We start from the raw sequence: 26,996 nt of genomic DNA on the forward strand, positions 1-26,996 counted from the left end.
ATGAATGTAAATTATATTGAAGAACCTAACAGAGTATATTGTGAAACAGATCAAGAAAAATTTGTAGGAGAATGTACTTACTCTAATGCAGGAAAAGATTTAATGATAATTGATCATACTTTAGTTGAAACACCATATCGTGGATATGGAATTGCAGCTGAATTAGTAGGTAAAGTTGTAGATGTAGCAAGAGAGAAAAATAAAAAAATTATTCCACTATGCCCATATGCAAAAGCTGAATTTGATCGCAAACCTGAATATCATGATGTATGTCGTGACAACAAATAATTAGTAATTAAAAAAAGATGAATTTTCTTTAAAAGAAAATTCATCTTTTTTTGTATTATAATAATCCTTCTTTTTCTAATAGTTCTTCAATAATGGTACCTTCCATTTTCTTTAAAGCTTTGTTTTCAAACATTTTTAAAAATAAAGGTAATTTAACATCTTTTAATTTCTTACCATCTAATAACTTTGCAGTAGATTTTAGTAATATTTCAATATCATAACAAGAACGATATACTTCAGGAACTGCTCGTTCAACATTTAATAAAGTATAGACAGCTTCCATAGCAGTTCTCACTGAATATTCAGTTGTAAATACAGTATCTCTTTCTGTTTCAGCAAAATTTCCAATAAATGCTAAATTCTTATATTTATTAGGTACTACTAAAGGACGATCACCTTTTTGTCTAGGCATAAAGTATGAAGTAATAAAAGGTAGATAACAAGGAATAACTTCAAGAGAATTCCTTGCTATTGTTTTAATTTCACTTTCTTTTGCCCCTAAATGGTATAACAATTCCATAGCAATTTCTTCACCACTACATTCAGTAACCCTTTTCTTAATATAATTACCTTTTGTATCTGAGAATAAAGCATAGAACCAACCAGTAATTTCATTTTCAGGTTGTAATTTGAAATGTGGTTGACGGTGCACACAGAAACTAAGTAACCAATTTGAATCTTTAACAGTAACTATACCACCAGTAACAATCTTACCAGATAAAGGATCTCTTTTAGCAATTTTCTCAATTAATTTTATTACTTTATCATCTAAAGTTCTAAATGTTGCTGAAATAAACCAACTGTTCTTAGGAATGTTAGTATAGAATTTCTTTGGATTTCCAAATTCTTTATCCTGAGCAGCTAAACTCTCCCATAATTTCCAACTTCCACCAATATCATTATTAGCAATAGCTGGATTGTGATGATCTCCAAAAGTTGTGCTCTCTGTGATACTACCATTAGTTACAAAGACTAGATCATCAATAGTTAAATCAACTTTAGTAGCAACACCATGTTGTTCTAATTCAATAGTCTTAGCACGTTTGTAATCTTTGAATTGATCAACCCAAATATTAGTTACTTTTGCATCATATACAAAATTAACATTGTGCATATTTAAGTATTTAATTAAAGGCATAACTAAAGACTCATACTGATTATATTTAGTGAATTTTAAAACAGAAAAATTAGGTAGACCATCTATTGCATGGATAAATCTCAATAAATATCTTCTCATTTCCATTGCACTATGCCAATCTTCAAAGGCAAACATCGTACGATAATATAACCAGAAATTAGATTCAAAAAATTCTTTTGAAAAGACATCGGTTATTTTTTTATTATCTAATTCACTTTCAGAAGTAATAATTAATTTAGAAATTTCAGATAATGCTTTATCACTTAAAGTAAATAAACCATCATCCTTAGCTTGAATACCATTTTTTTCTATAATACGACATTTAGAATAATTAGGATCATCAATATTTAATCTTCTAAATTCATCTAATACACTAATCCCTTCAACTTCAATAGAAGGTATACTTCTAAACATATCCCATAAGCATTCAAAATGATCTTCCATTTCTCGACCACCTCTAATAATAAAACCTCTTTCAGGATAATACAAACCATCTAAACTTCCACCAGGTAAATTTGTTTCTTCATAAATAGTTATATTTTCACCTTTCATTTGAGCATCTCTAATTAAAAAGACAGCTGCAGAAAGTGAAGCAAGTCCAGAACCAACTAAATATGCTTTTTTATCATCAACATTATCAGGCTTTCGTGGAATAGCAAAAGCCTCATAATTTCCATTATAATATTTCATAAATATCAATACTCCCTTCATAATAGTACTAAAACAATTTTAGCATTATGTATATTCTAAATCCAAATATACGCAACAAATAAGTATGTTTAACAAGTGTTGATTCTTATTGATAAAAGAGTGTAATTCATAATCTAATAAATTATTTGTAATACATTAATTATATAAATATATATGTGTTTAATTTTATTTAATATAATAAAAAAAGTCTTGTTTTGCACATTGAATGTGTAAAATAGGTTTTATTATTTAAGTAATATACTATAAAATTAATCTATAGCTATTTTATAAAAGTATAAATTATAGAGCGTATTAGTGCTTAAATCACTATAATTTATAAAATTTTTTGCTTGAATATGAATAATACAATCAATCATTTTATATGTAAAGGAAATATTTACACACAACAACAATAGAGATGTAATAGTATTGTATATTTATAGAATATCTAAATAATGATAAGGAGAATTAGATGAGAAAAAAACAAGTTACAAGAGAAGAAGTCAATGATTTATTAGTTTCAGATAAATTTTTTGAAAAAGGAAATTTTTGGTTAACATTTAGACAAGGGACAATAACATTATTAAGTTGGTTAGGAGTTATACTTCCAGTAGTCTGGTTATTCTTTCCATTCTTTTATCCAAATCTTGCAGCCGATATTGGATTCTTAATATATAAAGAAGGCTTACAAATATTTAAGTTTTTAATGTCATTTTTAATTTATGTATTTATATTCTTTATAATTGTTTTTGTTTTATTAACTCTGCATAATAATCACCAATTTAAAAATACTTATCAAAACAAAACAATGTACAATGAAAAAAGATTAGAAGAACGTAAAGAAGTCTTAAATGATTTTTATTATGAACGATTTGGAGATAAAGAATTTAGAGAAAATGTAACATATTACTCAGTATCTGAAGATAAAAATATAGATACTGATCAAATAAAAGAATTATACGAAGAAAAGGGTGTGCAATAATGATATCACTATTTCAAACAGGAAATCCTATAGTAGATTTATTTTTACTTATAATATTTTTAATTTTAGTAACTTATCCAATCATTGGTGGTTTTTCATGGCTTATAGGAGTTTTATGTTATACTTTTATCTTTAAATATAAACAAGTTGAATTTGATGATGTTTCTATAGATGAAGAACCCTTTATAACTATTATGGTTCCTGCTCATAATGAGGAAGTTGTTATAAAGGATACGATTGAATATTTAATGAATAATATCAATTATACTAATTATGAAGTATTAGTAACAGATGATGGTTCTACAGATAAAACAGCAAATATTTTAAATAAATTAATGAATAAATATTCAAATCTACGTGTAATACACATCCAAAAAAATAAAGGTAAAGCACATGCCTTCAATATAGGAGTAGGCTTTGCCAAAGGTGAATTGATTTTAAGTAATGATGCTGATACAGTTCCAGAACCAGATGCATTAATTAAATATGTTAATTATTTTAATCGACCAGATAGTAAAAATATTGCAGCTGTTACAGCTAATATGGATGTGCAAAATCGTTCAACAATCATTTCTAAATCACAAACTGTAGAATTTTCTAGTATTGTAGGAATAATTAAAAGAACGCAAATTGGTGTTATTGGAGTAATTTATGCCTATAGTGGAGCAAATACTATGTATCGAAAAGATGCCTTAATTGATGTTGGTCTATTTAGACAAAATAGAGCAACTGAAGATATCAGTATTGCATGGGATCATCAATTTGATGGTTGGTTATCACTATTTGCACCAAAGATCATGTTTTATATGGAAGTTCCTGAAACTTTACATATGTTATATCGACAAAGAAAACGTTGGGCAAAAGGTGGAACAGAAGTATGGCTAACTAATTTTAAAAGAGTATTACTTCATCCATTTGAACATATAGGAAGAACATTCATGTTTGTCGATCAAACATTAAGTATAATATGGGCCTTTTTCTTTTGGATATCATCATTCCTGTATATAGTTTTATTCATAGTTTACATGTTTCAAGGAAATTATGAAAGAATATATCACATGATAACAATGGCATTTATCTTTGTATTCTTTGAAATGATAGCTGGTATTTTCCAATTAGCTGCTAGTTTAATTGTTGATGATAGAGGTAGAAAAATTAAGTATTTTATTTTTGCACCACTTTATTTATTATTGTATTGGATGATGAATGCTATAACAATAGCAACAACATTTATTCCTGCTGTTAAAACAATTTTAGGTTATGGATCAGGTGTTTGGGTAAGTCCAAAAAGAACTGGTCAGAAAAAGTAATGTAAATTAAACAAAAAAATGGTGCTTGTATATGAATATGCAAGCACCATTTTTTTATTTGAATAAATTCATAAAAAAGATAATATTTGGTATATGTATAATATCAACCAAGAAAGCACCAATTAAAGGAACTATCATAAAGGCTTTAGTTGAAGGACCAAATCTTTTTGTAACACTAGTCATATTAGCAATACCATTAGGCATAGCACCCAAACCATGGCCGATCATACCACTAACCATAACAGCAGCATCATAGTCCTTTCCTAAGACTCTAAAGACAATGAAGACTGTATATAAAGCAATGAAGACTACTTGGGCTATCAATACAACCAATAATGGTCCAGCTAAATCTTTTAACTCCCAAAGTTTTAATGACATCAAAGCTTGAGTCAAAAAGACTGTTAATGCTAAATCGCCAATAAAATCCATAACCTTCATATTAACTTTAGTTATTTTTACTTTATCATTTACATTTCTAAAGATAACGGCTACAAACATTGCACCTACATAACCAGGTAAAACTAAATCACTAAACAAACTTGAAAACCAAGTAGCGATAATAGCACCTACAACCATAATCACTCCAAGTATTGAACCTTCATGAATAATACTATTAGGAGTTATTTCTTCTGTTATTTCTTCTTCTTGAACAAGTTCACTATTTTCAACTTCATCTAAATTAGGTTGCAAATTGTATTTGTTGATTAAATGTTTAGCAATAGGGCCACCTATTATACCACCACTAATTAAACCAAAAGTTGCCGCAGCTAATGCAACACTTAAACTACCACTTATACCCATTGTTTCTTGAGCAGTTTGGCCAAAGGCTGCAGCAGCACCATGCCCACCAGCCATAGAAACAGCACCACCTAAAACACCATATATAGGATTCATATTTAATATTTTAGAAACAGTAACACCAATAACATTTTGACTAATAGATAGTAAAGCTGCTAGTATCCAATAAAAGAATAAATCCTTACCACCAGTCTTTAAGATTTTTAAACTACCTCCAATACCTACTGTTGCAAAAAAGGTAATCATTAAAGGTGTTTGTAAGGTTAAATCAAGTTGAATAGTAGCAATCTTAGTTATATATAATACTAAAGTTACTAAGGAAAATAATAATCCTGTAATAACTGGAGATGGAATACATAATTTTTCTAATATAGGTATTTTCTTTTTTATAAAACTACCAAATATTACTAAAAGTAATGTTAAAGCCATTGTAGCAACCAAATCTAATTTAATAATAAACTCATTGTTCTCACTAATAAATTGCATATAAATCTCTCCTCATTTCTAAAATTATAATTTTATCAACATTCATTATATGTTCATATTATCAAAATTTTGACTAAAAAAGAAATAATTAAAGAAGAAAGTTGACTATGTGTATAATTAATTATAGGTTTGATTGAATAACTATTCATTGTAATAATAAGTATTTGTTAATATAAAAAAAGAGAGTGAAAATAAATTTTAGAATTTTCACTCTCTTAGGGTATGTATTATTTAAACAAATTCATAAAGAAGATAATATTTGGTATATGTATAATATCAACCAAGAAAGCACCGATTAATGGAACAATCATAAAGGCTTTAGTTGAAGGACCAAATCTTTTTGTAACACTAGTCATATTAGCAATACCATTAGGCATAGCACCTAAACCATGTCCTATCATACCACTAACCATAACAGCAGCATCATAGTCCTTTCCTAAAGCTCTAAAGACAATAAAGACAGTGTATAAGGCAATGAAGACTACTTGGGCTATAAGAACAATTAACAATGGTCCAGCAATGTCTTTTAATTCCCATAGTTTTAATGACATTAATGCTTGAGTTAAAAAGATAGTTAAAGATAAATCAGCAATAAAGTCCATAACCTTCATATTAACTTTAGTTATTTTAATTTTATCATTTACATTTCTAAAGATAACGGCTACAAACATTGCTCCCACATAACCAGGTAAAACTAAATCATTAAATAAGCCAGAAAACCATGTTGCTAATACAGCACCAACTACCATTATTACTCCAAGAATAGATCCTTGATGAATAATGTTGTTTGGATTTATTTCTTCAGTGATTTCTTCTTCTTTAATCATTTCACTATTTTCAACTTCATCTAAATTAGGTTGTAAATTGTATTTGTTAATTAGATATTTAGCAATAGGACCACCAATTAATCCTCCACATATTAAACCAAAAGTAGCTGCAGCTAAAGCAACACTTAAACCACCACTTAAACCCATTGTTTCTTGAGCAGTTTGTCCAAAGGCAGCGGCACCACCATGACCACCAGCCATAGAAACAGCACCACCTAAGACACCATATAAAGGATTCATATTAAGTAATTTTGAAAAAACAACACCAATAACATTTTGACTAATAGATAGTAAAGCTGCTAGTATCCAATAAAAGATTAAATCTTTACCACCACTTTTAAGAATTTTTAAACTACCACCAATACCTACTGTAGCAAAAAAGGTAATCATTAGAGGCGTTTGTAAAGTTAAATCAAGTTGAATAGTAGCAATTTTAGTAATATATAATACTAAAGTTACTAAAGAAAATAACAAACCAGTAATAACTGGTGAAGGAATACATAACTTTTCTAATATAGGTATTTTCTTTTTAATATAATTACCAAAAATAACTAATAATAATGTTAATGCCATCGTTGCAACTAAATCTAATTGAATTATAAATTCATTGTTCTCATTAATAAACTGCATATAAATCACTCCTTATTTTAAATTATAATGTTATAGATATACATTATATGTTCATAATAGCAAATCTACATAAAGAAATGAACTATTTAAATAAAAAATAACGATACAGTTACCTATTGTTAAAAAATGAGAAAAAATATATTTATATTATCAATAATAATTGATAATAACCTATAAAATATTTCATAATTATAAACAAATAAAAAAAAGAGTGAACAATTCACTCTTAATAATTAAATGTAAAGTCATCTATTATTTAGTCAACCAAGAAATAGTATTTTCATTACCATCTATAATTCTTTTAATATTAGCTTTATGTTTATAAGTTATAAAAATAGTAAGAATAACTAACATCAATCTAGCATTATAAAACATTGGGAAAATAAAAGATAATATAGTAATTGCAACTAGAGTTACAATAACACTTAAAGAAACCATTTTTTTCCAAAATAATATAATTAGAAAAATAGCTAGAGCTATTAAAAGCAATATGGGATTAATAGCAAGAACAAAACCTGCAGCAGTAGCAACTCCTTTTCCACCTTTAAAATTTGCGAAAATAGGATAACAGTGACCAAAAACAACCGCTAAACCAGCATAGTTAGGATCAACATTCATATTAAACTTATTCACAATAAAAGTTGCTAATATAATAGCAAACCAAGCTTTAAAAATATCTAAGAGAATTACAGAAATTCCAGCTTTTTTACCAAGTGTTCTACCAGCATTAGTACCGCCTAGATTTCCAGAACCTTCTAATCTAATATCTTTATTATAAAAGACTTTACCTACAATCAAAGCAAAGGGAATACTTCCGATTAAATACCCTAAAGCTATGATTAAAATATAATTAATTATTTCCACATTTATCACCATATTTATTATAACCTTTTTAAATGATATTATAAAGAAATTTTCTTAAAAGTATTTGTGATAATTTTAAAATTAAATTACAATATAATAAAGGTGATAACAATGAGTATTAATATAAATAAATTAAGACAACTAGTAAATAACAAAATAGAAATAGAATATTTTGAGACAATCGATTCAACTCAGACCTATTTACTAAATAATAAAACTAACAACTATAAAGTTGTACTAGGTTCATATCAAACTGCTGGTTATGGCACAAGAAATAGGGTCTATTATTCAAGTAAAGATTTAGGAGTATATTTTAGTATCAATATGCCAGCAAATAATACAAAATATAATATTACATTAAGCAGTGCTGCAATTGTGTGTGATGTACTACAAAGATATTCTAATAAAGATATAAAAATTAAATGGTATAACGATATTTACAGTAATAATAAAAAAGCTGTTGGTATATTAGCACAAACAATTACTGATTCAAATAATAAGATTGAAAACTATGTTTTAGGAATAGGAATAAATTTATACAATCCAAATAACGATGTAACTTTTAAACTTAAGAATCAGGTTGGTTATCTATTTGATAATAAAACGCTTGCATTAGAAGAGATATTAAGTATAATAATTAATAGAATATACTTTGATTATCAAAGTAATATTTCAAATATAGAGCTATATAACCAAAATTTGTTATTTAAAAACAAGAATATTCTAATAAAAACTAGTATAAATCCCAAAAAAGTAAAAGTATTAAAAGTAGAAGAAGATGGTAGACTAGTGGTAAAAGAAAATAATAAGATAATTAAATATTTTAGAGAACAAGTAGAGTTATTAGCAATTGAAGGAGAATAATTATGAAAGTTAGATCAATGTCAAAAGTATCAATGTTTTTAGTATTATTTTTTATCTTTTCAAATATAATTCCACCAATTAATATAGTAGGAGTGCCAATAACATTACAAATATGTTTAGTAATGATGTTACCATTTTTTCTAGATATAAAAGAAATTGGTATTTGGTTTTTAACATTATGTATGGCAACAATTGCAGGAATACCAATGATGAGTGGTTTTTCAAGTGGTATAAGTGTATTTGTAGGACCAACATCAGGTTATATTTATGGTTGGTTGTTAATGATGTATTTTATAAAAATATTTGCAAATTCTCATAGTGTACTAAATATCACAACAGTATTGATTATTGCAATATTAATAGACTATGTATGTGGAGCGGCATTTTATACTTTAAATGTAAGTGGAAATTTTCTTGATAATTTAATAATGTTATCTAGTACTTTTATACTATTTGATTTTATCAAAGCATTCATAGTAGTTTATGTAGTAAAAAAAGTTCCCAAAGAAATACTAGCACACAATAATAAATAAACAAAAAAAAGTTAAATTCAACAATAGAATTTAACTTTTTTTTACTTTCAAATATTATTCACTAAGATATTCATCTAAATTTAAATCTAAATCATAATCAATACTATCATATTCAAAACCATTTAAATTATAAAATTCTGTTCTAAATTGATCTACATCTAATAATTCATAAAAATTTTCAGGTGTATATGAGTTCATTAATTTAATAACATCTTTTTGAATATCTTCTTCTAATTCTATAGCATCTAATCTAATAATATTATTATCGTCTAAAATAATGTTATTCTTAAAAATCATTTCACTAAATAAACGATATTTGTGATCAATAATGCTTTCATATTTATTTTTTTCTTTCATTACTTTATTTAAAGAAGAAACATATAAAGCAATACCAGGTATATAAATACTTGCTTTTGTAATGACTGATTGTGAAGAACAAATATAACTTGTACCATTTAAACTAGCTAACAAATTATTAATATCTTCATTTTTTTTCTCTAAATCTCTTTTAGCTTGACCAATTGTTCCATCTTTATAAATATCATAAGTGATAGGTGAACCAATATAAGTATATGCTAAAGCTTTAACATTATCATTTAAAAGATCATTATCTTTTAAGACTTCCATCCATAACAAGAAATCTTCACCACCCATAACTTTAATAGTTTCAGCAATTTCTTGGTTTGAAGCAGGTTCTATAGTTGTATTCTTTAATAATTTTTTACTTAAATCAATACTATCAGCATTGAATGATTTATTAATTGGTTTTAAAGCAGATGTATATTTTTCATTAGTCACTGGATCAACTCTAACACCGCTAGCCACTGAATAAATAATCATATCTATTTTCTTATTCATTCTTTTAAAATCATCAACAACAAGTTGTTTAGTTTCATTGCTAAAGCAATCAGCATTTAAATCATCACATGGAATATTATTGTCCATAAAGTGTTTTTTTACATAATAATTATTGTAAAAACCAGCAGTACCACTACTTCTTTTTCGCGGTCCACTTTCATATGAGACATTGTAAGTATAAGCATTAGCTTTTAATGCTAAAACTAGTCTAGTCGCTAATCCATAACCACTACTTCCCCCGATAATAAGGACATTTATTGGTGATTCATTAATTAATTCTTTATCATTTAATTCTTCTATTTGATGCAATATATTTAATTGACAACCTAATGGGTGTGAATTAAGCGCAATGTTGTTTCTAATGATTGGTTTAATTATCATATTTAATTCTCCTTCTATTGACTTGTTGATAACATTATACTATAATTTTGTTTGATAATCAAACTGTTTGAGTATCAAACTATTTGATGTTCAAACTATAAATACGGAGGTAAGTTATGGATATTGATAAAATAAAACAGTTAGTTAAGATATTAGAAGACTCTAGTCTTACAGAGCTAGAAGTTAAAGATAAAGATATAAAAATTAAATTAGGTAAAAAAAATGAAAATGTAGTAATTAATTCTACAACACCACATAACAATCAAATATTGAGCAATAATATAGAAAGTGTTGAAAAAGCTTTAAGCCTTAATACTTTAAAAGCTCCATTAGTAGGTACATACTATGATAGACCATCACCAGATAAAAATGCTTTTGTTAAGGTTGGGGATAAAGTTAATAAAGGTGATGTTATATGTATAATTGAAGCTATGAAAGTTATGAATGAAATCAAAGCAGAAAAATCAGGTGTTATAGCTAAAATACTAGTAGAAGATGGTAGTTTAGTAGAATATGATCAATCTTTATTTGAATTGGAGTAGGTATTTATGATTGAAAAAATATTAATAGCTAATAGAGGAGAAATTGCTTTAAGAATAATTAGAGCAGCTAGAGAGATGAGTATTGCAACAGTGGCAATACACTCAACAGCAGATAGAGATTCCTTACATGTAAAGCTTGCTGATGAAGCAGTTTGTGTAGGAGGACCTTTACCTAAAGATAGCTATCTAAACTTCTCTAACATTATTCAAGCTGCAATAAGCACTGGTGCTGATGCCATTCATCCTGGTTTTGGTTTTTTATCAGAAAATGTTGAATTTGCTAAGTCTATTGAAGAAGTAGGTATAAAATTTATTGGTCCTAAATGGCAAACCATTGCAATGATGGGAGATAAAGCCATGGCAAGGGAAACAGTCATGAAAACAAGTGTGCCTGTTGTTCCAGGATCTGATGGAATAGTAGAAACCGCTACAGAAGCAATAGAAATATCAAAAAAAATTGGACTTCCTGTAATAATTAAAGCAAGCAGTGGTGGTGGCGGTAAAGGAATGCGAATTGTATATGATTTAGATAAGATTGAAGAAAATTATTTAAATTGTCAAAGCGAAGCAAGAAATGCCTTTGGAGATGAAAGAGTATATATTGAAAAATTTATAGAAAATCCACGACATATTGAAGTTCAAGTAATAGGTGATCAACACCAAAACTATGCACACTTATTTGAAAGAGAATGTTCAATGCAAAGAAATAATCAAAAAGTAATTGAAGAAGCTGGGGAAATAAAATTAAAAGAAGAAACAAAACAAAAATTATATCAAGTAGCTTTAGATTTATGTAAATATATTGATTATCAAAATGCAGGTACTATTGAATTTATTATGGATGAAAATGAAAATTTTTATTTTATTGAAATGAATACTCGTATTCAAGTAGAACATCCAGTTACCGAAATGATAACAGGGGTTGATTTAATTCAAGAACAAATAAACATAGCATCAGAATTAGTATTAAGTTTTAAACAAGAAAAACTTGTAAAAAATGGACATGCTATTGAAGTTAGAATAAATGCCGAAGATCCATATGATAATTTTAAACCAAGTTGTGGTAAAATAAGTGCTTTACATTTTCCTGGAGGAAATGGAGTAAGAATAGATTCAATGATTTATCAAGATTACATTATTCCACCATATTATGATTCAATGCTTGCAAAAGTGATAGTACATGCTAAAAATAGAAAGCAAGCAAATGAAAAAATAATGAGATGTCTAGAAGAAATAGATGTAGTAGGTGTAAATACAAATATTGAATTTCTATTAGATTTAGTATTAACAAAACCATTTTTAAAAGGTGAGTATAATACATCAACAATAAAAGAGTATCTTGAAAAGGTAGGCGATTTAGGTAATGTTTAATAAACTAGTAAGTAAGAAAGCTAAATCAAGACAAAAAATAAAATTAAAAACGCAAATAAAAGAAGTACCACAAGATTTATATATGGGCTGTCCAAGTTGTAATAGAACAATCAGAATTGATGAGATGGAGTCAAACTACTTTATGTGTCCAGCTTGCCAACATCACTTTAGAGTAAGTGCAAGTCAAAGAGTAGCCATGACATTTGACCGTTTTGAAGAATTAATGTACGACATGAAAACTGATGATCCTTTAAACTTTCCAGGATATGAAGATAAAATGACAAGTTTAAATGATAAATATGGAATGAAAGATGCAATATTAACTGGATATGCTTCAATAAATGATATTGATTTTATAGCTTGTGTATTAGATCCATTCTTCTTAATGGGTTCAATGGGAAGTGTTGTTGGAGAAAAGATAACGCAAGCATTTGAAAGAGCAATATCTTTAGATTATCCAATAATTATTTTTTCTACAAGTGGAGGAGCTAGAATGCAAGAAGGACTAATATCTTTAATGCAAATGGCCAAAACAAGTGGAGCCGTTGCAGCTCATAATAAAAAAGGTTTGTTATTTATAAATGTAATGTGTGATCCAACTACTGGTGGTGTAACAGCAAGTTTTGCCTCTTTAGCAGATATTATTCTAGCAGAGCCAAAAGCCTTAATTGGATTTGCAGGACCACGAGTTATCGCTCAAACAATAAATAGTGAATTACCAGAAGATTTTCAAAAGGCAGAAATGATGCTTGAGAAAGGATTTGTAGACAAAATAGTATCAAGAAGAGATATGAAAACAACACTATACTATTTGCTTGCAATGCATAAATAAAATGGAAGAAAACAACAATAAAGCATGGCAACATGTCTTGAAAGCCCGAAAAACTAATAGACCAAAGGTAAAAGATTACATTAATCATATATTTGATGATTTTATAGAATTACATGGAGATAGATTATACAGAGATGATCAAGCTATTATAGGTGGTATTGCCTTACTAAATGAGCATAAAGTAACTGTTATAGGTATTAATAAAGGCGATAGTTTAGAAACTAATTTACAATACAACTTTGGTATGCCACATCCTGAGGGATATCGTAAAGCTCTAAGATTAATGAAGCAAGCTGAAAAATTCAATCGACCAATAATTACCTTTATCGATACACCAGGAGCATATCCAGGTAAAGAGGCAGAAGAAAGAGGCCAAGGAGAAGCTATTGCAAGAAATTTATTAGAAATGATCGATTTAGAAGTACCAGTTATAGCAATATTAATTGGAGAAGGTGGAAGTGGTGGTGCATTAGCACTTGCAGTAGCAAATGAAGTTTGGGTTATGGAAAATTCTATTTATTCAATACTTTCACCAGAAGGATTTGCATCTATATTATATAAAGATGCAAGCAAAGCAGAAGAAGCAGCTCAAATAATGAAAATAACAAGTGAAGATTTATTAGAGTTAAAAATAGTTGAAAGAATCATAGATGAATTAGATGATATAAATGAACACTTTGAAGAAATAACAGAATATCTAAATGAAGCACTAGATGAAAAAATAACACAGATAAGCAAGCTAAGCAAAAAGAAAATAGCAAGCTCTCGTTATGAAAGGTTTAGAAAATATGGAAAAAGAAATTAGAGCAAGAATAATTGCAACTGGAAGTTATATTGATGATAATTTCATTTCAAATGATGATTTAGCAACTGTAATGGATACAAATGATGAATGGATTTATCAAAGAACAGGTATTAAAACAAGAAGTTACTCAAAAATAAATACCTCTGCTATGGCAACTAAGGCAGCAAAAAAAGCATTAGAAATGGCAAAACTTGAAGCAAATGATATCGATTATATTCTAGTAGCAACTTTCACACCAGATTATAATACACCTTCAACTGCCAACTTAATCTATAAGAATTTAAACATGAGCAATAAAGCACCAGCACTAGATATAAATGCTGGATGTAGTGGATTAATTTATGGATTAGAACTAGCAAGTATGTTAATACATAAATATAAAAGAATTCTTGTAATAGGTGCAGAACACATATCAAAACATTTAAACTTTAATGATCGATCAACATCAATACTATTTGGTGATGGTGCAAGTGCATTAATACTTGAACAAAGTAATGAAGCAGGAATTATAGATAGCATAATTAAAAGTGAAAGTGACAATACACAAGCAATACTTGGTAGTAATGGTATTAATTTACAAACACCATTTACCAATATAGATTTTAATCAAGATAGATATGTCCACATGAAAGGACAAGAAGTCTTTAAATTTGCTACTAAAGCATGTAAGACTTCTATTCAAGATATAATGAAGAAAAATAATATATCAAGTAAAGAAATAGACTATGTCGTATTACATCAAGCAAATCAACGAATAGTAGATTTTGCAATTAAAGTATTAAAGATGGAAGTAGCCAAATTTCCAGGAAACATTGAAAAATATGGAAATACTTCAGCCGCATCTATAGGAATTGTATTAGATGAATGCAATCGAAAAAAGATGTTTAAAGCAAAAGATAAAATAATCTTAACTGCTTTTGGAAGTGGATTAACATATGGTTCAGTATTGTTGGAATGGTAATAAATTAAAAATAAAATCATGGAGGATTTAAAAATGAACACAAAAGTAAAAGAAATTATTGGAGATATTTTAGATTTAGAAGTAAGTGAGATTTCAGATACAGCAAACATTTTAGACGATTTAGGAGCAGATTCAATTGCAGTAATGGAAATTGTAATGGAATTAGAAACAGAATATGATATTGAAGTAGATACTGCAGACATCCCATCATTAAAAACAGTAACAGATATTATAACTTATATCGAAAGTAAATAATGAGAGCATTATTATTTGCAGGTCAAGGGCAACAATACTTAGGTATGGCCCTTGATTTATTAGAAAATTATCAAAGTGTAAGGGATGTTTTTGACAAAGCTAGTAAAATTACAAAGATAGATTTAATAGCTTTATTAGAAGATGAAAAAATGAATAAAACAACATATACTCAACCATTAATGTTGACCTTAAATCAAGCGATATTTGAATTGTTAATAGATAATAATATCGAATATGATTATGTAGCAGGATTATCATTAGGAGAGTATAATGCCTTAATTGCAGCCGATGTTATCTCATTTGAAGATGCATTAAAAATCGTGCAACAAAGAGCATTAATAATGGACAGTGCAACAAAACCATACTCAACTTCAATGGCTGCAGTTTTAAAAGCAGACATAAGTAAAATAACAGAAGTTTTAAATAGTGAAGAATTAGAAAATAAAGTTGGAATTTGTAATATTAATACATTTGATCAAATTGTAATAGGTGGAAGCAAAGAAAAATTATCACAGGCAATAGAGCTTTTAAAAGATGCTGGATTTAAAAGAGTTATACCATTAGAAGTATCAACTGTATCACATATGCACCTTTTAAATGATGCCTCATTAAAACTTAATAAAGTATTGAAAGAATATGAGTTTAAAAAACCAACAAAAAACTTTATAAACAATGTTGAAGCAAAAATACAAACTGATAATTATAGTGATTCTTTAACAAGACATATAGCACAGCCTACTAAAATGGCTAATATCATTGATTTAATGCTAGATAATGGTGTAGAGGAATTTGTTGAAGTTGGACCTAAAAAAGTTTTAAGTGGCTTTGTCAAAAGCATCGCAAAGAAAAAAGATAAAAATGTAATTATTGATAATGTTTATGACTATAATACATTAAATCAATATATTAATAAGGAGCAATAATTTATGAATAAAAGTGCAATAATAACAGGTGGTTCTAGAGGAATAGGACTTGCAATTTCAAAGAAATTAATTGAAGATGGAATAAACATAATTGCAACAGGTATTGGTGAAATAGAAGAACAAAACATTATAGATGCAAAGGAACTTGCTGAACAAAACAATGTTAGCTATACCTATATTGAAGCAAATGTTGTCGATAAAGAACAATGTCAAAAAGTAGTAGAGAAAACCTTAGAAATGTTTGAAAAGGTCGATATATTAGTTAATAATGCTGGTATTACAAATGATATGTTATTAATGAAAATGAAAGAAGAAGATTTTAGTAGAGTTTTAGAAATAAACTTAGTAGGATCTTTCAACATGATAAAAGCAGTTCAAAAGCCAATGCAAAAAGCTAGATCAGGTAGAATTATTAATATGGGTTCAGTTATAGGTGAAATTGGTAATGTAGGACAAGCAAATTATGCTGCTTCAAAAGCAGGATTAATGGGATTAAGCAAAAGTGTAGCTAGAGAAGTTGCCGCAAGAAATATTACATGTAATGTAGTAGCACCAGGTTATATTGATACTGATATGACTAAAAAATTAGATGATTCAGTGAAAGAAAAAATATTAGCAAATGTACCATTAAAAAGAATGGGAACAGCACAAGATGTTGCTAACTTAGTAAGTTTTTTAAGCAGTGAACAAGCAGCATATATTACGGGACAAACAATTAATGTTTGTGGCGGAATGGTAATGTAGGAGGAAAGTTATGAACAGAGTAGTAATTACAGGATTAGGAATAATATCACCATTAGGTAGTGATGTCAAAACAGCATTTGATAATGCAATTGCTGGAGTTAGTGGAATTGATTATATTACAAAGTTTGATGCAAGTGAACTAAAAGTTAAAATTGCAGCACAAGTAAAAGATTTTAATGCCTTAGATTATATTGCTAAAAGAGAAATAAGAAGACAAGATTTATGCTCACAATATGCAGTAGCAGCAGCAACTCAAGCATATAATGATGCTGGTTTAAACAAAGACAATCATAATCCTGATGATTTAGGAGTTTGGATTGGAACTGGAATGGGTGGTTTAGAAACCTTTGCAAGAGACATTAGAGTAAGTATAGAAAAAGGAATTAACAAAATACCTCCAATGTTTGTACCAATGATAATACCAAATATGCCAGCTGGAAATGTAGCAATTGCTTTAAATGCTAAAAATACATGTAGTTGCACAACAACAGCTTGTTCAGCAGGAACAAATGCTATTGGAGATGCATTTAGATGGATTAAATATGGAGATGCTAAAATAATGTTAGCAGGTGGAACAGAAGCTGGAATTGTTAAAGAAACAGTAGCAGGATTTAATGCACTAAGCGCTTTAAGTACCAATGAAGATCCTAAAACAGCTTCAAGACCTTTTGATAAAGAAAGAGATGGTTTTGTTTTAGGTGAAGGTAGTGGAGTTATAGTTTTAGAAGAATTAGAACATGCCTTAGCAAGAAATGCTAAGATATATGGTGAAGTATTTGGATATGGTTCAACTTGCGATGCCTTTCATATAACTTCTCCATCAGGAGAAGGGGCTGTTAAAGCTATTGAAAAAGCATTAAAAGAAGCTAAGATAGAACCAAAAGATATTGATTATATTAATGCTCATGGTACAAGTACTCCTTTAAATGATAAATTTGAAACTAAAGCAATAAAAGATGTTTTTAAAGAAGATGCTTACAAAGTTAACATTTCTTCAACTAAGTCAATGCATGGACATGCATTAGGAGGAGCAGGAGGAATTGAAGCTGTATTAACAACATTAGCAATACAAAACGATATTTGCCCTCCAACAATTAATTACCATACACAAGATGAAGAACTAGATTTAAACTATACACCAAATAAAGCCGTAGCAAGAACAATAAATTATGCTATGTCAAATTCATTAGGATTTGGTGGACATAATGCTATAATAGTATTAGGAAAGTATGGTGAATAAAATGTTACTTAATTCAAATCAAATACAAGAAATAATTCCTCATAGATATCCCTTTTTATTAGTTGATCAAATTTTAGAAATGAGTGAAACTACTGTAGTTGGAAAGAAAAACATCTCAGTTAATGAAATGCAATTTTTAGGACACTTTCCACAAAAGCATGTAATGCCAGGTGTATTAATTTGTGAAGCACTTGCTCAAGCTGGAGCCGTTTTACTATTAAGCAGAGAAGAGTATAAAGGAAAAATTGCTTATTTTGCTGGAATGGATAAAGTGAAATTTAAAAAACAAGTAATACCAGGAGATACTTTAATTCTAAAAGTAGAACTTATAAAATTAAAAGGATTTATTGGAATTGCCAAAGCAGAAGCCTTTGTAGAAGATAAGTTAGTATGTAGTGGAGAGTTGAAATTTGCTATTGAACTATAAAATAGGAATAGATATCGTTTATATTCCTAGATTAGCAAAAAAAATAAATGATACTAAATTTATAGCAAGAATACTAACAAAAAAGGAACAAATATTATTTAATGATTTAAATAATGATAGAAGAAAAGCTGAATTTTTAGCAGGTAGATTTGCAGCTAAAGAAGCATGCTCAAAAGCGCTTAAAACTGGTATTGGTGATAAATTTGACTTTTTAGATGTTGAAATATTAAAAGGTAAAAATAATGAACCAATTCTTCTAGGTTTAAGTGGAGAAATTACTATTGCACATGACAATGATTATGCAGTTGCTAATGTAGTATTGGAGGTAAATAAAGATGAAAATAATTAAGAATATTCAACTAGCAAATGCCCTTATTAGTAAAGCACCAGCTATAATGTTTAATTCAAAAAATTTAACTTCAAAGGATAAAATACAACTGTCAAAAAAACTAGCAGATTCAATTTTGAAAATTGATAATGTAAAAATAGAAGTAGTAAACTCTGAATACTTAAAAAATATAAATGGCTGTTTAATACTATCTAATCATCAAGATAATAGAGATATCTGGGCATTGTATTCTGCTTTAGGACTTGATATTAGATTTGTTGCTAAAAAAGAATTATTTAAAATACCCTTACTAAGTAATTTTATGAAAATAGGACAATCTTATTCGCTTGATAGAGAAGATGCTATGGCAAGTATTAGAACCTTAAAACAGGCAATAAATGATATAAATAATGAAAATGCCAATACAGTAGTATTTCCTGAAGGGACTAGATCAAAAGGACCATTTATAAAAGAGTTTAATAGTGGAATATTTTCAATATTTAAGAAATGCCAAAAACCAATAATTCCTGTATATATAGACAAAAGTTATGATAAAAATACTAAAGTAATAAAAGTTTGTATAGGAAAACCGATACAAGAATTAGAAATAAAAGCTCTAGGTACAAAAAAATTAAAAAAAGAAGTTACCACTCAAATTTATAATTTAAGAAAAGAAAATTCAACTGAAAAAAAATTTAGAATTGCAATAGTAGGACAAAAAGAGGAATACAAAAAATTTTTAGATACCTTAAATGCACAATCACTACTTGAATCTGTTGAATATATTAATGATATAAATGAGTTAAAAGATTATGATTTAATTGTAATTGATAATCATGAAAAGTTAGAAAATAATTATATAAGTAAATTAAATAAGTACTTAGTTATTGACATATTAGATAATAAAAGGTACATTAACAATATCTCAAGTAATGTTGAAATAATAAAATATGGACTTGAAAACAACTCAAGAGATATAGAAACACTATTATTAGAAGCTTTTTCAAAGCTTACAGCTAATAATAAATAAAATAAGCAGGAGAAATAAATGAAAAATCGTGAAGAAGTCATGAATCATTTGTTTGTCGAATTATTTAATCATTTGCTTTATATTGAAGAAATTAACATACAAAAATCTGGTATCGATTTAACAATGACAGAAGTGCATACAATTGAAGCCGTAGCTAATGTTGATATCCCATCGATGTCAAACATAGCAAAATCTTTAATGATAACAATAGGGACAGCTACAACAGCTATAAAGAAATTAGAAAAAAAGGGCTATGTTGAAAGAATTAGGGAACAAAGTGATGCTAGAGTAGTTTTAGTTAAACTTACACCAAAGGCATATGATGTACTTGCAATACATGATGAATTTCACAGAAATATGATAGAGCATATTTTAGATAATTTAGGCACACAAGAAGAAGAAATATTATTAGAAGCACTAACAAAAATTAAAACCTTTTTTAATAAGGAGAAATAATTAACGATAAAACAAGTTTTCTAACTGAAAACTTGTTTTTATATATTTAATGCTAATACAATAGTATCTTTAAAGTACTTTATTAAATGAAATAGTTGAATATATAGTCAGATAAGAGATAATTTGTTATAATTAAATCATAAATAAGAACTTAGAAAAGGGGTATATGAAAATGGCATTAGTTAATATGAATGAAATGTTAAATAAAGCAAAAGAAGAAAAATATGCTGTAGGCCAATTTAATATTAATAATCTAGAATGGACAATTGGAATATTAGAAATAGCTCAAGAATATAGTAGTCCAGTTATTTTAGGAGTAAGTGAAGGAGCAGCAAAATACATGGGAGGTTATGATACTGTAGTTGGTATGGTAAAAGGATTTATTAAATCAAAAGACATAACTGTACCAGTAGCAATTCACTTAGATCATGGATCTTCATTTGAAGCTTGTAAAAAAGCAATAGATGCTGGATTTACATCTGTAATGATTGATGGTTCAAAACATCCAATTGATGAAAACATTAAAATTACTAAAGAAGTAGTAGACTATGCTCATGCTAGAAATGTTTCAGTAGAAGCAGAAGTAGGATTAGTAGGTGGAGAAGAAGATGGAATCATTAATGAATCTGTTATGTATGCTAAACCAGAAGAATGCCTAAGATTAGTTAAAGAAGCAAATGTAGATACATTAGCACCAGCTTTAGGTAGTGTTCATGGAGTTTATAAAGGTGAACCAAAATTAGGATTTAAAGAGATGAAAGAAATATCAACTCTAGTAGATCTACCTTTAGTATTACATGGTGGAAGTGGAATACCAGATCACCAAATACAAGAAGCAATTAGTTGTGGAACAGCTAAAATTAATGTTAATACTGAATGTCAACAAGTATTTACTGCAAAAGTTAGAGAAATTTTAGCAAATGATACTAAAGTTTATGATCCTAGAAAATATCTTGGACCTGGAAAAGAAGCAATGAAATTACTAGTATTAGAAAAAATGCAACTTTTTAAAAGTATAAAATAAAAAGCTATCTAAGATAGCCTTGAATAGCAACAATTATTCCTTTGAATCTTTGTTGCTATTTTTTTGTTTTATAATATATTTTCTTTCTGCTTTTGATAAATTTTCTAGCTCTGCCTTATGTTCTACTTTTTTAGTAATAGCTGCTTCTTTACGTTCTATTTTACCTGGATTTTTACTACGATAATACATATAAGCAAAAGATACAATAAATAAAATAAACATTACATGTTTAGCTAGAGTTAACATACTTGCAAAAGTAATATTTACATTATTATCAGGAAAGGTATCTAATATTTGAGAAATAACCATATTTTCACCTAAATAAATTCCACCCCATAAGTAAGATAATAATGCAAATTTTTGATAATCTTGAGACATATTTAACTTTTCTCTTACAACAGTAAATGCAGTAAACATCAAATAAGTTACTGAAATAATAAATACAAAGGTAGAAGTCAATAATTGTGAATAAGCTAACTTTTGCTCAGCACTTAAAGCCTGGATAAAATTCAGACCATCTTGTTGTGTATAAAAGATTCTAAAGTTTAAAGGAATGCCACCATATTGAGAATAGTTATTTGGTGCAATAAACATAATGTATAAAGAAATGAATAAAGCCATAATAGCAACAACTAAAACTATTCGTTGATAGATAAGTGAATATTTATTATTTTTCATCTCTAATCACCATTTTATTAACTCTTTCATCAATCATTTTATTTAAAGCAACTTCATCAAATATGTACTTTTCATTACACCAAGGACAAACTGCTTCTATCATTTTATCTTCATCTCTTATTTCAATTAAATCTTTTAAAGATAAAGTCATAATTTTACTTTCCATTTCTTCATAAGAACAAGCACAATCATACTCAATTACTTTACTTTCTAAAACTTCAAAATCTTTAAATATATTTTTAATTAGTCTTTCAATATCATTTTCAACTTCTAATTTAGAAGATAGATTACTAATATCATTTAAATGATTTTCTATAAAGACTATGTCTTCTTCAAGATAGCCAGGCATTAATTGAATAATAATAGCACCACTACTAGAAACCTTTTCCTCTGAATCAACTAAAACACCTGCAGATACTACACTTGGTGTTTGTTCACTTGAAGCAAAATAATAAGTATAGTCTTGTGAAATTTCACCACTTTGAATAGGAACACTACCTAAATAATCAGCTTTTAGTCCTTGTCTGTATTTTACAGTTAAAAAACCATCTGTTCCCACAGCTCTGCTAACATCTAATTTATTCATATCATTAATAAATGTTTGAACATTAGGATTATCAACATAACCTCTAATTTTACCATGTCCCATATAGTGAACATGGATAGCACCTAAAGCACCTTTACCATCAATTGTAGTAAAAATTTGATCTTCATTTTTCTTCATTAAACCCATTAAAGAAGTAATAGACATACTTCTACCTAAAGCAGCACTTGCAACTGCTGTTGTTTCTAATTTATTAGTAACGTTATAAATAAGAGAAGTAGAATTAATAGCTAAAATTCTAACTCGATTCTCTAAAGCAATTCCTCTAATTGCAACTGAATTCATAATATCATCCTTTCATTCTTTACTTATTTTATCATTTTATACAAACTATTAAAAGTAGCAATTTAATCTAATATAATTACAGATATAAATATAAAAAAAAGAGACCTAAAAATTTGAAAAAACCCATAGATAAGTATATTATTAATAGTATAAATAAAATAATCCTTAGTTTCGTATAGGAAACGATTATTGACATTTAGTATAAAATAGTTTATTATAGTAAACAGAGGTGATTGTATGAAAAGAATCGAAAAAAGTAAATTATTTCCCTATACAATAAGTGAAGATATAGCAAACAGTATCTCTCATGGAATAGCAGCATTAATAGTAAGTATCCTTAATGTTTTTCTAATATATAAAGCAAGTCAAACACAAAATGCAGTAGTGGTTGCTACAGCAGCCATATATGGATATAGTTCATTTTTAATGTTTCTAATGTCATGCTTGTATCATGGTATTTGGCATTATGAAACAAGAGATATCTTTAAAAGATTAGACCATTCATTTATATTTATTCAAATATTAGCAACATATACACCAATTGTATTTGTTGGATTACATTCCAAACTAGCTTATATAACATTTATAATATTATGTTTGGTTACAATAGCAGGAATTGTATTTAAAGTATTTTTTGTTGGTAAGTTTAAAAGACTATCTACACTAATATTTGTAGCAATGGGTTGGGCAGGTTTAATACTTGTTCCACAAATGGCAACTGAACTTGCACCAGAATTTATAAAATGGTTAATTATTGGTGGAGTATTTTATACAGTAGGAGCAATCCTATACGCTGTAGGTAAATTCAAATATCACCATTTCATTTGGCATATATTTGTAATTGCCGGTGTTTTTGCACATTACTATGCAATATACCAATATTTAGTATAATAATTATAAAATGATAAATATCTTTAAGTAGAGAGTGTAAAACACACTTTAACTATTTAAAGATATTTTTTATGTGGATAAACCAATTAAAACTATTTGTAAATATTTACTATAATCATGTGTATAATATGTTATAATTATGAATATATTATGAAAACAAAATGCTAGGAGATAATTATGAAGAAAATTAAAATATTAACAGCTTTGCTAAGTATAATGCTACTAATTTCATTTAATGAAAAGATACAAGCAACACCAGGAATGCTAAGAACAAATAGCGTCGAAAAATGTGGAAAAACATATTATGCAAGACATACAACACATTATCATCAGGCCAAAAAATCAGGAGCTAGATGGTATCCTGTATCAACCAATACAACATATAAAAGAATAAAAAGATGCCATTATGTTCAAAATAATGGAAGTGCAGGCTCAACCAAAAAAGTAACAAACACTAAATTACAAAGTGTTAAACTAAAAAAATGTGTTGATGGAGATACAGCTCAATTCAGCAAAGTAGGAAGATCACGTTTTTTAATGATTGATACTCCTGAAAAAAATACTAAGTATGGAAAAATTGCTGCAAAATACACATGTAATCAATTGAAAAAAGCTAAGAAAATACAAGTTAGATATGATTCAAGAGCTAATAAAACTGATAGATATAATCGCTCATTAGTTTGGGTTTATGTTGATGGCAGTTTGCTGCAAAGTAGAATAGCTAAAAAAGGATATGTATCAAAATATTACACTTCAAAAGGAAAAGCGACTAAAAGATATCAAAATGTAAAACTAACAAGCAAGTATGTTAATCAAGTTTCTAGAAATCTAAAAAAGCATAAGCAAGTATGGCATAAAAGTCGTGTATAGCTTTAAAACATTATTGATAACAACGTTTTTAGTATTAAAAACAAAGACATAATGAAACATAAAATTAAATATGATATAATTAACAAAGTAAAAAAGAAATAAACTAGAAAAGAGGTAATATAGATGGCATTAACAGCAGGAATTGTCGGTTTACCAAATGTAGGTAAGTCAACTTTATTTAACGCAATAACAAAATCAAGCGTTGAAGCAGCAAACTATCCTTTTGCCACAATTGATCCAAACGTTGGAGTGGTAGAAGTACCAGATGCACGTTTAGAAAAAATAACAGAATTAGTACAACCCAAAAAAACAGTACCAACAACATTTGAATTTACAGATATTGCTGGACTAGTTAGAGGAGCTAGCAAAGGAGAAGGTCTAGGAAACCAATTCCTTTCACATATTAGAGAAGTAGATGCAATAACTCATGTAGTTAGATGTTTTAATGATGCAGATATAACTCATGTTGATGGTAATGTAGACCCAGCTAGAGATATTGAAACAATCAACTTTGAGTTAATAATGGCCGATTTAGATGTAGTAGAAAAAAGATTATCTAGAATCGAAAAAAAAGCAACTCAAACAAAAGATAAAGAAGGAATGTATGAAGTAGGAATCCTAAAAAAAATAAAAGAAGTATTACTAGCAGATCAAAAAGCAATAGTCGCTGAATTAAATAAAGAAGAACTAGCATTTGTAAAACATTTTAGATTACTAACAATGAAACCAATGATCTATGTTGCAAACTTATCAGAAGAAGAAATAAGTGATCCAACAAGCAATGAAAACTACAACAAAGTAGTAGAATTAGCAGCAAAAGAAAATACTGAAGTAGTACCTGTATGTGCTAAAATTGAAATGGATATTGCACTATTAGATCAAGAAGACCAATTAATGTTTTTAGAAGATATCGGACTAGCAGAAAGTGGATTAGATGTTTTAATAAAAAAAGCATATAACATTTTAAATTTAAAAACATACTTTACTGCAGGTGTTCAAGAAGTTAGAGCATGGACCTTTATTGATGGTATGAGTGCACCACAAACAGCAGGTATAATACATACAGATTTTGAAAGAGGATTTATAAAAGCTGAAGTAATGGCTTATGATGACTTAGTAAAATTTGGTAGTGAACATGCTGCAAAAGAAAATGGTAGAGTTAGAATCGAAGGAAAAGAATATATAGTCAAAGATGGCGATATAATGCACTTTAGATTTAACGTTTAACAATTAAATATTAAAGAACTATTAAAGAGATGTGAAATATCTCTTTTTTTATAGACACCCTAAATTTATGTGTTATTATTAAGACAACACATAAAACACATATAAATTAGAAGGGAAATCTATGAATGAAAACTAAAAAAATATTAACAGTTATACTTGCCTTAATAATAAGTATATCATTTACAACAGAAGCCGAGGCAACATCAGGAAGATTAAGCAAAAGCACTATTGAAAAGTGTGGACAAACTTATTATGGAAAACATTCAAATCATTATCACAAAGCAAAAAAATCAGGAAAGTATTGGTATGCAAAATCTACATCAACTACATACAAAAAAGTAGCTAGATGTAAATATGTAAAAACTAAAAGTAAAGCAAAACAAAAGAAAACTAAAAATACAGTAACATCAACTAAATTAATAAAAGTAAAATTAAAAAAATGTACTGATGGTGACACTGCACAATTTACTAAAGTAGGAAAATCAAGATTTTTAATGATAGATACTCCAGAAAGATATACAAAATATGGTAAAAAAGCAAGTAAGTATACTTGTACAATATTAAAAAAAGCAAAGAAAATTCAAGTTAAGTATGACTCTAAAGCATCAAAAAAAGATCGTTATCAAAGAAGTCTAGTTTGGGTATTTGTTGATGGAAAATTACTACAAAGCAAAATAGCTACAAAAGGATATGTTAAAAAATATTATACATCTCAAGGAAGAGCTACAAAAAATTATAAAAAAATAAAACTAAACTCAAAATATGTAAATCAAGTAAGAAAAAGTATTAAGAAAAAAAATCATATTTGGTACTAATTTATAAAAAGCAATTGTATATTAATATGATTGCTTTTT

At 27.8% G+C, this 26,996-nt stretch carries 30 protein-coding genes; 23 read left to right on the forward strand and 7 right to left on the reverse strand.

Features of this window, described 5'->3' with window-relative positions; genetic code table 4:
• A complete protein-coding gene (locus tag ACD762_RS02695) occupies positions 1-288 on the forward strand; it encodes a GNAT family N-acetyltransferase (RefSeq protein ID WP_423364316.1) in 288 nt (95 codons plus the stop codon).
• A 55-nt stretch (positions 289-343) separates the two neighbouring features.
• On the opposite strand, the gene ACD762_RS02700 is transcribed toward ACD762_RS02695, so the two are convergent.
• The gene (locus ACD762_RS02700) at positions 344-2,116 is read right to left on the reverse strand and encodes an oleate hydratase (RefSeq protein WP_423364317.1); all 1,773 of its coding nucleotides are present in this window, start codon (positions 2,114-2,116) and stop codon (positions 344-346) included.
• Positions 2,117-2,588: 472 nt separating this feature from the next.
• On the opposite strand from ACD762_RS02700, the gene ACD762_RS02705 reads away from it, so the two are divergent.
• Positions 2,589-3,098 (forward strand): hypothetical protein, encoded by a 510-nt coding sequence (locus ACD762_RS02705; RefSeq protein WP_423364318.1) that lies wholly within the window; start codon positions 2,589-2,591, stop codon positions 3,096-3,098.
• On the forward strand, positions 3,098-4,408 hold the full coding sequence (locus ACD762_RS02710; RefSeq protein WP_423364319.1) for a glycosyltransferase: 1,311 nt from the start codon (positions 3,098-3,100) through the stop codon (positions 4,406-4,408). Before ACD762_RS02705 ends, ACD762_RS02710 begins: the two co-directional genes overlap by 1 nt.
• Before the next feature lie 54 nt (positions 4,409-4,462).
• On the opposite strand, the gene gltS (ACD762_RS02715) is transcribed toward ACD762_RS02710, so the two are convergent.
• From gltS (ACD762_RS02715) to plsY, 3 genes are all read right to left on the reverse strand, one after another.
• Complete coding sequence (gene gltS, locus ACD762_RS02715) at positions 4,463-5,692, reverse strand: sodium/glutamate symporter (protein WP_423364320.1); 1,230 nt, start codon at positions 5,690-5,692, stop codon at positions 4,463-4,465.
• 227 nt (positions 5,693-5,919) lie between these two features.
• Entirely contained in the window at positions 5,920-7,149 is a 1,230-nt protein-coding gene (gene gltS / locus ACD762_RS02720) for a sodium/glutamate symporter (RefSeq protein WP_423364321.1), read from the reverse strand.
• Positions 7,150-7,401: 252 nt separating this feature from the next.
• Positions 7,402-8,013 carry a glycerol-3-phosphate 1-O-acyltransferase PlsY gene (gene plsY, locus ACD762_RS02725; protein WP_423364322.1) on the reverse strand — a complete coding sequence of 204 codons (612 nt, stop codon included), beginning with the start codon at positions 8,011-8,013 and terminating at the stop codon, positions 7,402-7,404.
• Positions 8,014-8,124: 111 nt separating this feature from the next.
• Here plsY and ACD762_RS02730 point away from each other — a divergent pair, with 111 nt between their 5' ends.
• Both ACD762_RS02730 and ACD762_RS02735 read left to right on the forward strand, forming a co-directional pair.
• Positions 8,125-8,877, forward strand: a complete 753-nt coding sequence (locus tag ACD762_RS02730; protein ID WP_423364323.1) for a biotin--[acetyl-CoA-carboxylase] ligase — start codon at positions 8,125-8,127, stop codon at positions 8,875-8,877.
• 2 nt (positions 8,878-8,879) lie between these two features.
• Positions 8,880-9,410: a biotin transporter BioY gene (locus ACD762_RS02735; RefSeq protein WP_423364324.1), complete on the forward strand. Its 531-nt coding sequence runs from the start codon at positions 8,880-8,882 to the stop codon at positions 9,408-9,410.
• 54 nt (positions 9,411-9,464) lie between these two features.
• Here ACD762_RS02735 and fabV read toward each other — a convergent pair whose 3' ends face one another.
• Positions 9,465-10,649: an enoyl-ACP reductase FabV gene (fabV, locus tag ACD762_RS02740; protein WP_423364325.1), complete on the reverse strand. Its 1,185-nt coding sequence runs from the start codon at positions 10,647-10,649 to the stop codon at positions 9,465-9,467.
• Between the two features lie 116 nt (positions 10,650-10,765).
• Between fabV and accB the strand changes: the two genes are divergently transcribed.
• The 14 genes from accB (at position 10,766) to fba (ending at position 21,587) form a co-directional block, all read left to right on the forward strand.
• Positions 10,766-11,191, forward strand: a complete 426-nt coding sequence (accB, locus tag ACD762_RS02745; RefSeq protein ID WP_423364326.1) for an acetyl-CoA carboxylase biotin carboxyl carrier protein — start codon at positions 10,766-10,768, stop codon at positions 11,189-11,191.
• A gap of 6 nt (positions 11,192-11,197) precedes the next feature.
• Positions 11,198-12,562 carry an acetyl-CoA carboxylase biotin carboxylase subunit gene (accC, locus tag ACD762_RS02750; RefSeq protein WP_423364327.1) on the forward strand — a complete coding sequence of 455 codons (1,365 nt, stop codon included), beginning with the start codon at positions 11,198-11,200 and terminating at the stop codon, positions 12,560-12,562.
• Positions 12,555-13,394: an acetyl-CoA carboxylase, carboxyltransferase subunit beta gene (gene accD, locus ACD762_RS02755; protein ID WP_423364328.1), complete on the forward strand. Its 840-nt coding sequence runs from the start codon at positions 12,555-12,557 to the stop codon at positions 13,392-13,394. The genes accC and accD overlap by 8 nt, the downstream gene beginning before the upstream one ends.
• Position 13,395: 1 nt before the next feature.
• Positions 13,396-14,199: an acetyl-CoA carboxylase carboxyltransferase subunit alpha gene (locus tag ACD762_RS02760; protein WP_423364329.1), complete on the forward strand. Its 804-nt coding sequence runs from the start codon at positions 13,396-13,398 to the stop codon at positions 14,197-14,199.
• Complete coding sequence (locus ACD762_RS02765; protein ID WP_423364330.1) at positions 14,183-15,160, forward strand: beta-ketoacyl-ACP synthase III; 978 nt, start codon at positions 14,183-14,185, stop codon at positions 15,158-15,160. Before ACD762_RS02760 ends, ACD762_RS02765 begins: the two co-directional genes overlap by 17 nt.
• Positions 15,161-15,193: 33 nt before the next feature.
• Positions 15,194-15,415, forward strand: coding sequence for an acyl carrier protein (locus tag ACD762_RS02770; protein ID WP_423364331.1), 222 nt, complete (start codon positions 15,194-15,196; stop codon positions 15,413-15,415).
• Complete coding sequence (locus tag ACD762_RS02775; RefSeq protein WP_423364332.1) at positions 15,415-16,338, forward strand: ACP S-malonyltransferase; 924 nt, start codon at positions 15,415-15,417, stop codon at positions 16,336-16,338. Before ACD762_RS02770 ends, ACD762_RS02775 begins: the two co-directional genes overlap by 1 nt.
• A 3-nt stretch (positions 16,339-16,341) precedes the next feature.
• A complete protein-coding gene (gene fabG / locus ACD762_RS02780; RefSeq protein ID WP_423364333.1) occupies positions 16,342-17,082 on the forward strand; it encodes a 3-oxoacyl-[acyl-carrier-protein] reductase in 741 nt (246 codons plus the stop codon).
• Positions 17,083-17,092: 10 nt separating this feature from the next.
• Positions 17,093-18,322 (forward strand): beta-ketoacyl-ACP synthase II, encoded by a 1,230-nt coding sequence (gene fabF, locus ACD762_RS02785; RefSeq protein WP_423364334.1) that lies wholly within the window; start codon positions 17,093-17,095, stop codon positions 18,320-18,322.
• 1 nt (position 18,323) lies between these two features.
• Positions 18,324-18,749, forward strand: coding sequence for a 3-hydroxyacyl-ACP dehydratase FabZ (gene fabZ, locus ACD762_RS02790; RefSeq protein ID WP_423364708.1), 426 nt, complete (start codon positions 18,324-18,326; stop codon positions 18,747-18,749).
• On the forward strand, positions 18,739-19,098 hold the full coding sequence (acpS, locus tag ACD762_RS02795; RefSeq protein WP_423364335.1) for a holo-ACP synthase: 360 nt from the start codon (positions 18,739-18,741) through the stop codon (positions 19,096-19,098). Before fabZ ends, acpS begins: the two co-directional genes overlap by 11 nt.
• On the forward strand, positions 19,085-20,107 hold the full coding sequence (locus ACD762_RS02800; protein WP_423364336.1) for a lysophospholipid acyltransferase family protein: 1,023 nt from the start codon (positions 19,085-19,087) through the stop codon (positions 20,105-20,107). Before acpS ends, ACD762_RS02800 begins: the two co-directional genes overlap by 14 nt.
• Positions 20,108-20,125: 18 nt before the next feature.
• Positions 20,126-20,563, forward strand: coding sequence for a MarR family winged helix-turn-helix transcriptional regulator (locus ACD762_RS02805; RefSeq protein WP_423364337.1), 438 nt, complete (start codon positions 20,126-20,128; stop codon positions 20,561-20,563).
• A gap of 172 nt (positions 20,564-20,735) precedes the next feature.
• A complete protein-coding gene (gene fba / locus ACD762_RS02810) occupies positions 20,736-21,587 on the forward strand; it encodes a class II fructose-1,6-bisphosphate aldolase (RefSeq protein ID WP_423364338.1) in 852 nt (283 codons plus the stop codon).
• 33 nt (positions 21,588-21,620) lie between these two features.
• Here fba and ACD762_RS02815 read toward each other — a convergent pair whose 3' ends face one another.
• Complete coding sequence (locus ACD762_RS02815) at positions 21,621-22,265, reverse strand: hypothetical protein (RefSeq protein ID WP_423364339.1); 645 nt, start codon at positions 22,263-22,265, stop codon at positions 21,621-21,623.
• On the reverse strand, positions 22,255-23,154 hold the full coding sequence (locus ACD762_RS02820; protein WP_423364340.1) for an Hsp33 family molecular chaperone HslO: 900 nt from the start codon (positions 23,152-23,154) through the stop codon (positions 22,255-22,257). The genes ACD762_RS02815 and ACD762_RS02820 overlap by 11 nt, the downstream gene beginning before the upstream one ends.
• A 237-nt stretch (positions 23,155-23,391) precedes the next feature.
• On the opposite strand from ACD762_RS02820, the gene trhA reads away from it, so the two are divergent.
• From trhA to ACD762_RS02840, 4 genes are all read left to right on the forward strand, one after another.
• Positions 23,392-24,045: a PAQR family membrane homeostasis protein TrhA gene (trhA, locus tag ACD762_RS02825; protein ID WP_423364341.1), complete on the forward strand. Its 654-nt coding sequence runs from the start codon at positions 23,392-23,394 to the stop codon at positions 24,043-24,045.
• Between the two features lie 177 nt (positions 24,046-24,222).
• Positions 24,223-24,915 carry a thermonuclease family protein gene (locus ACD762_RS02830; RefSeq protein WP_423364342.1) on the forward strand — a complete coding sequence of 231 codons (693 nt, stop codon included), beginning with the start codon at positions 24,223-24,225 and terminating at the stop codon, positions 24,913-24,915.
• 123 nt (positions 24,916-25,038) lie between these two features.
• The gene (ychF, locus tag ACD762_RS02835; protein WP_423364343.1) at positions 25,039-26,142 is read left to right on the forward strand and encodes a redox-regulated ATPase YchF; all 1,104 of its coding nucleotides are present in this window, start codon (positions 25,039-25,041) and stop codon (positions 26,140-26,142) included.
• A gap of 125 nt (positions 26,143-26,267) precedes the next feature.
• Positions 26,268-26,957, forward strand: coding sequence for a thermonuclease family protein (locus tag ACD762_RS02840; protein ID WP_423364344.1), 690 nt, complete (start codon positions 26,268-26,270; stop codon positions 26,955-26,957).
• Positions 26,958-26,996: the final 39 nt, after the last annotated feature.

The organism is Mycoplasma sp. P36-A1 (assembly GCF_049478495.1).
GTDB lineage: Bacteria > Bacillota_I > Bacilli_A > JAJDGJ01 > JAJDGJ01 > P36-A1.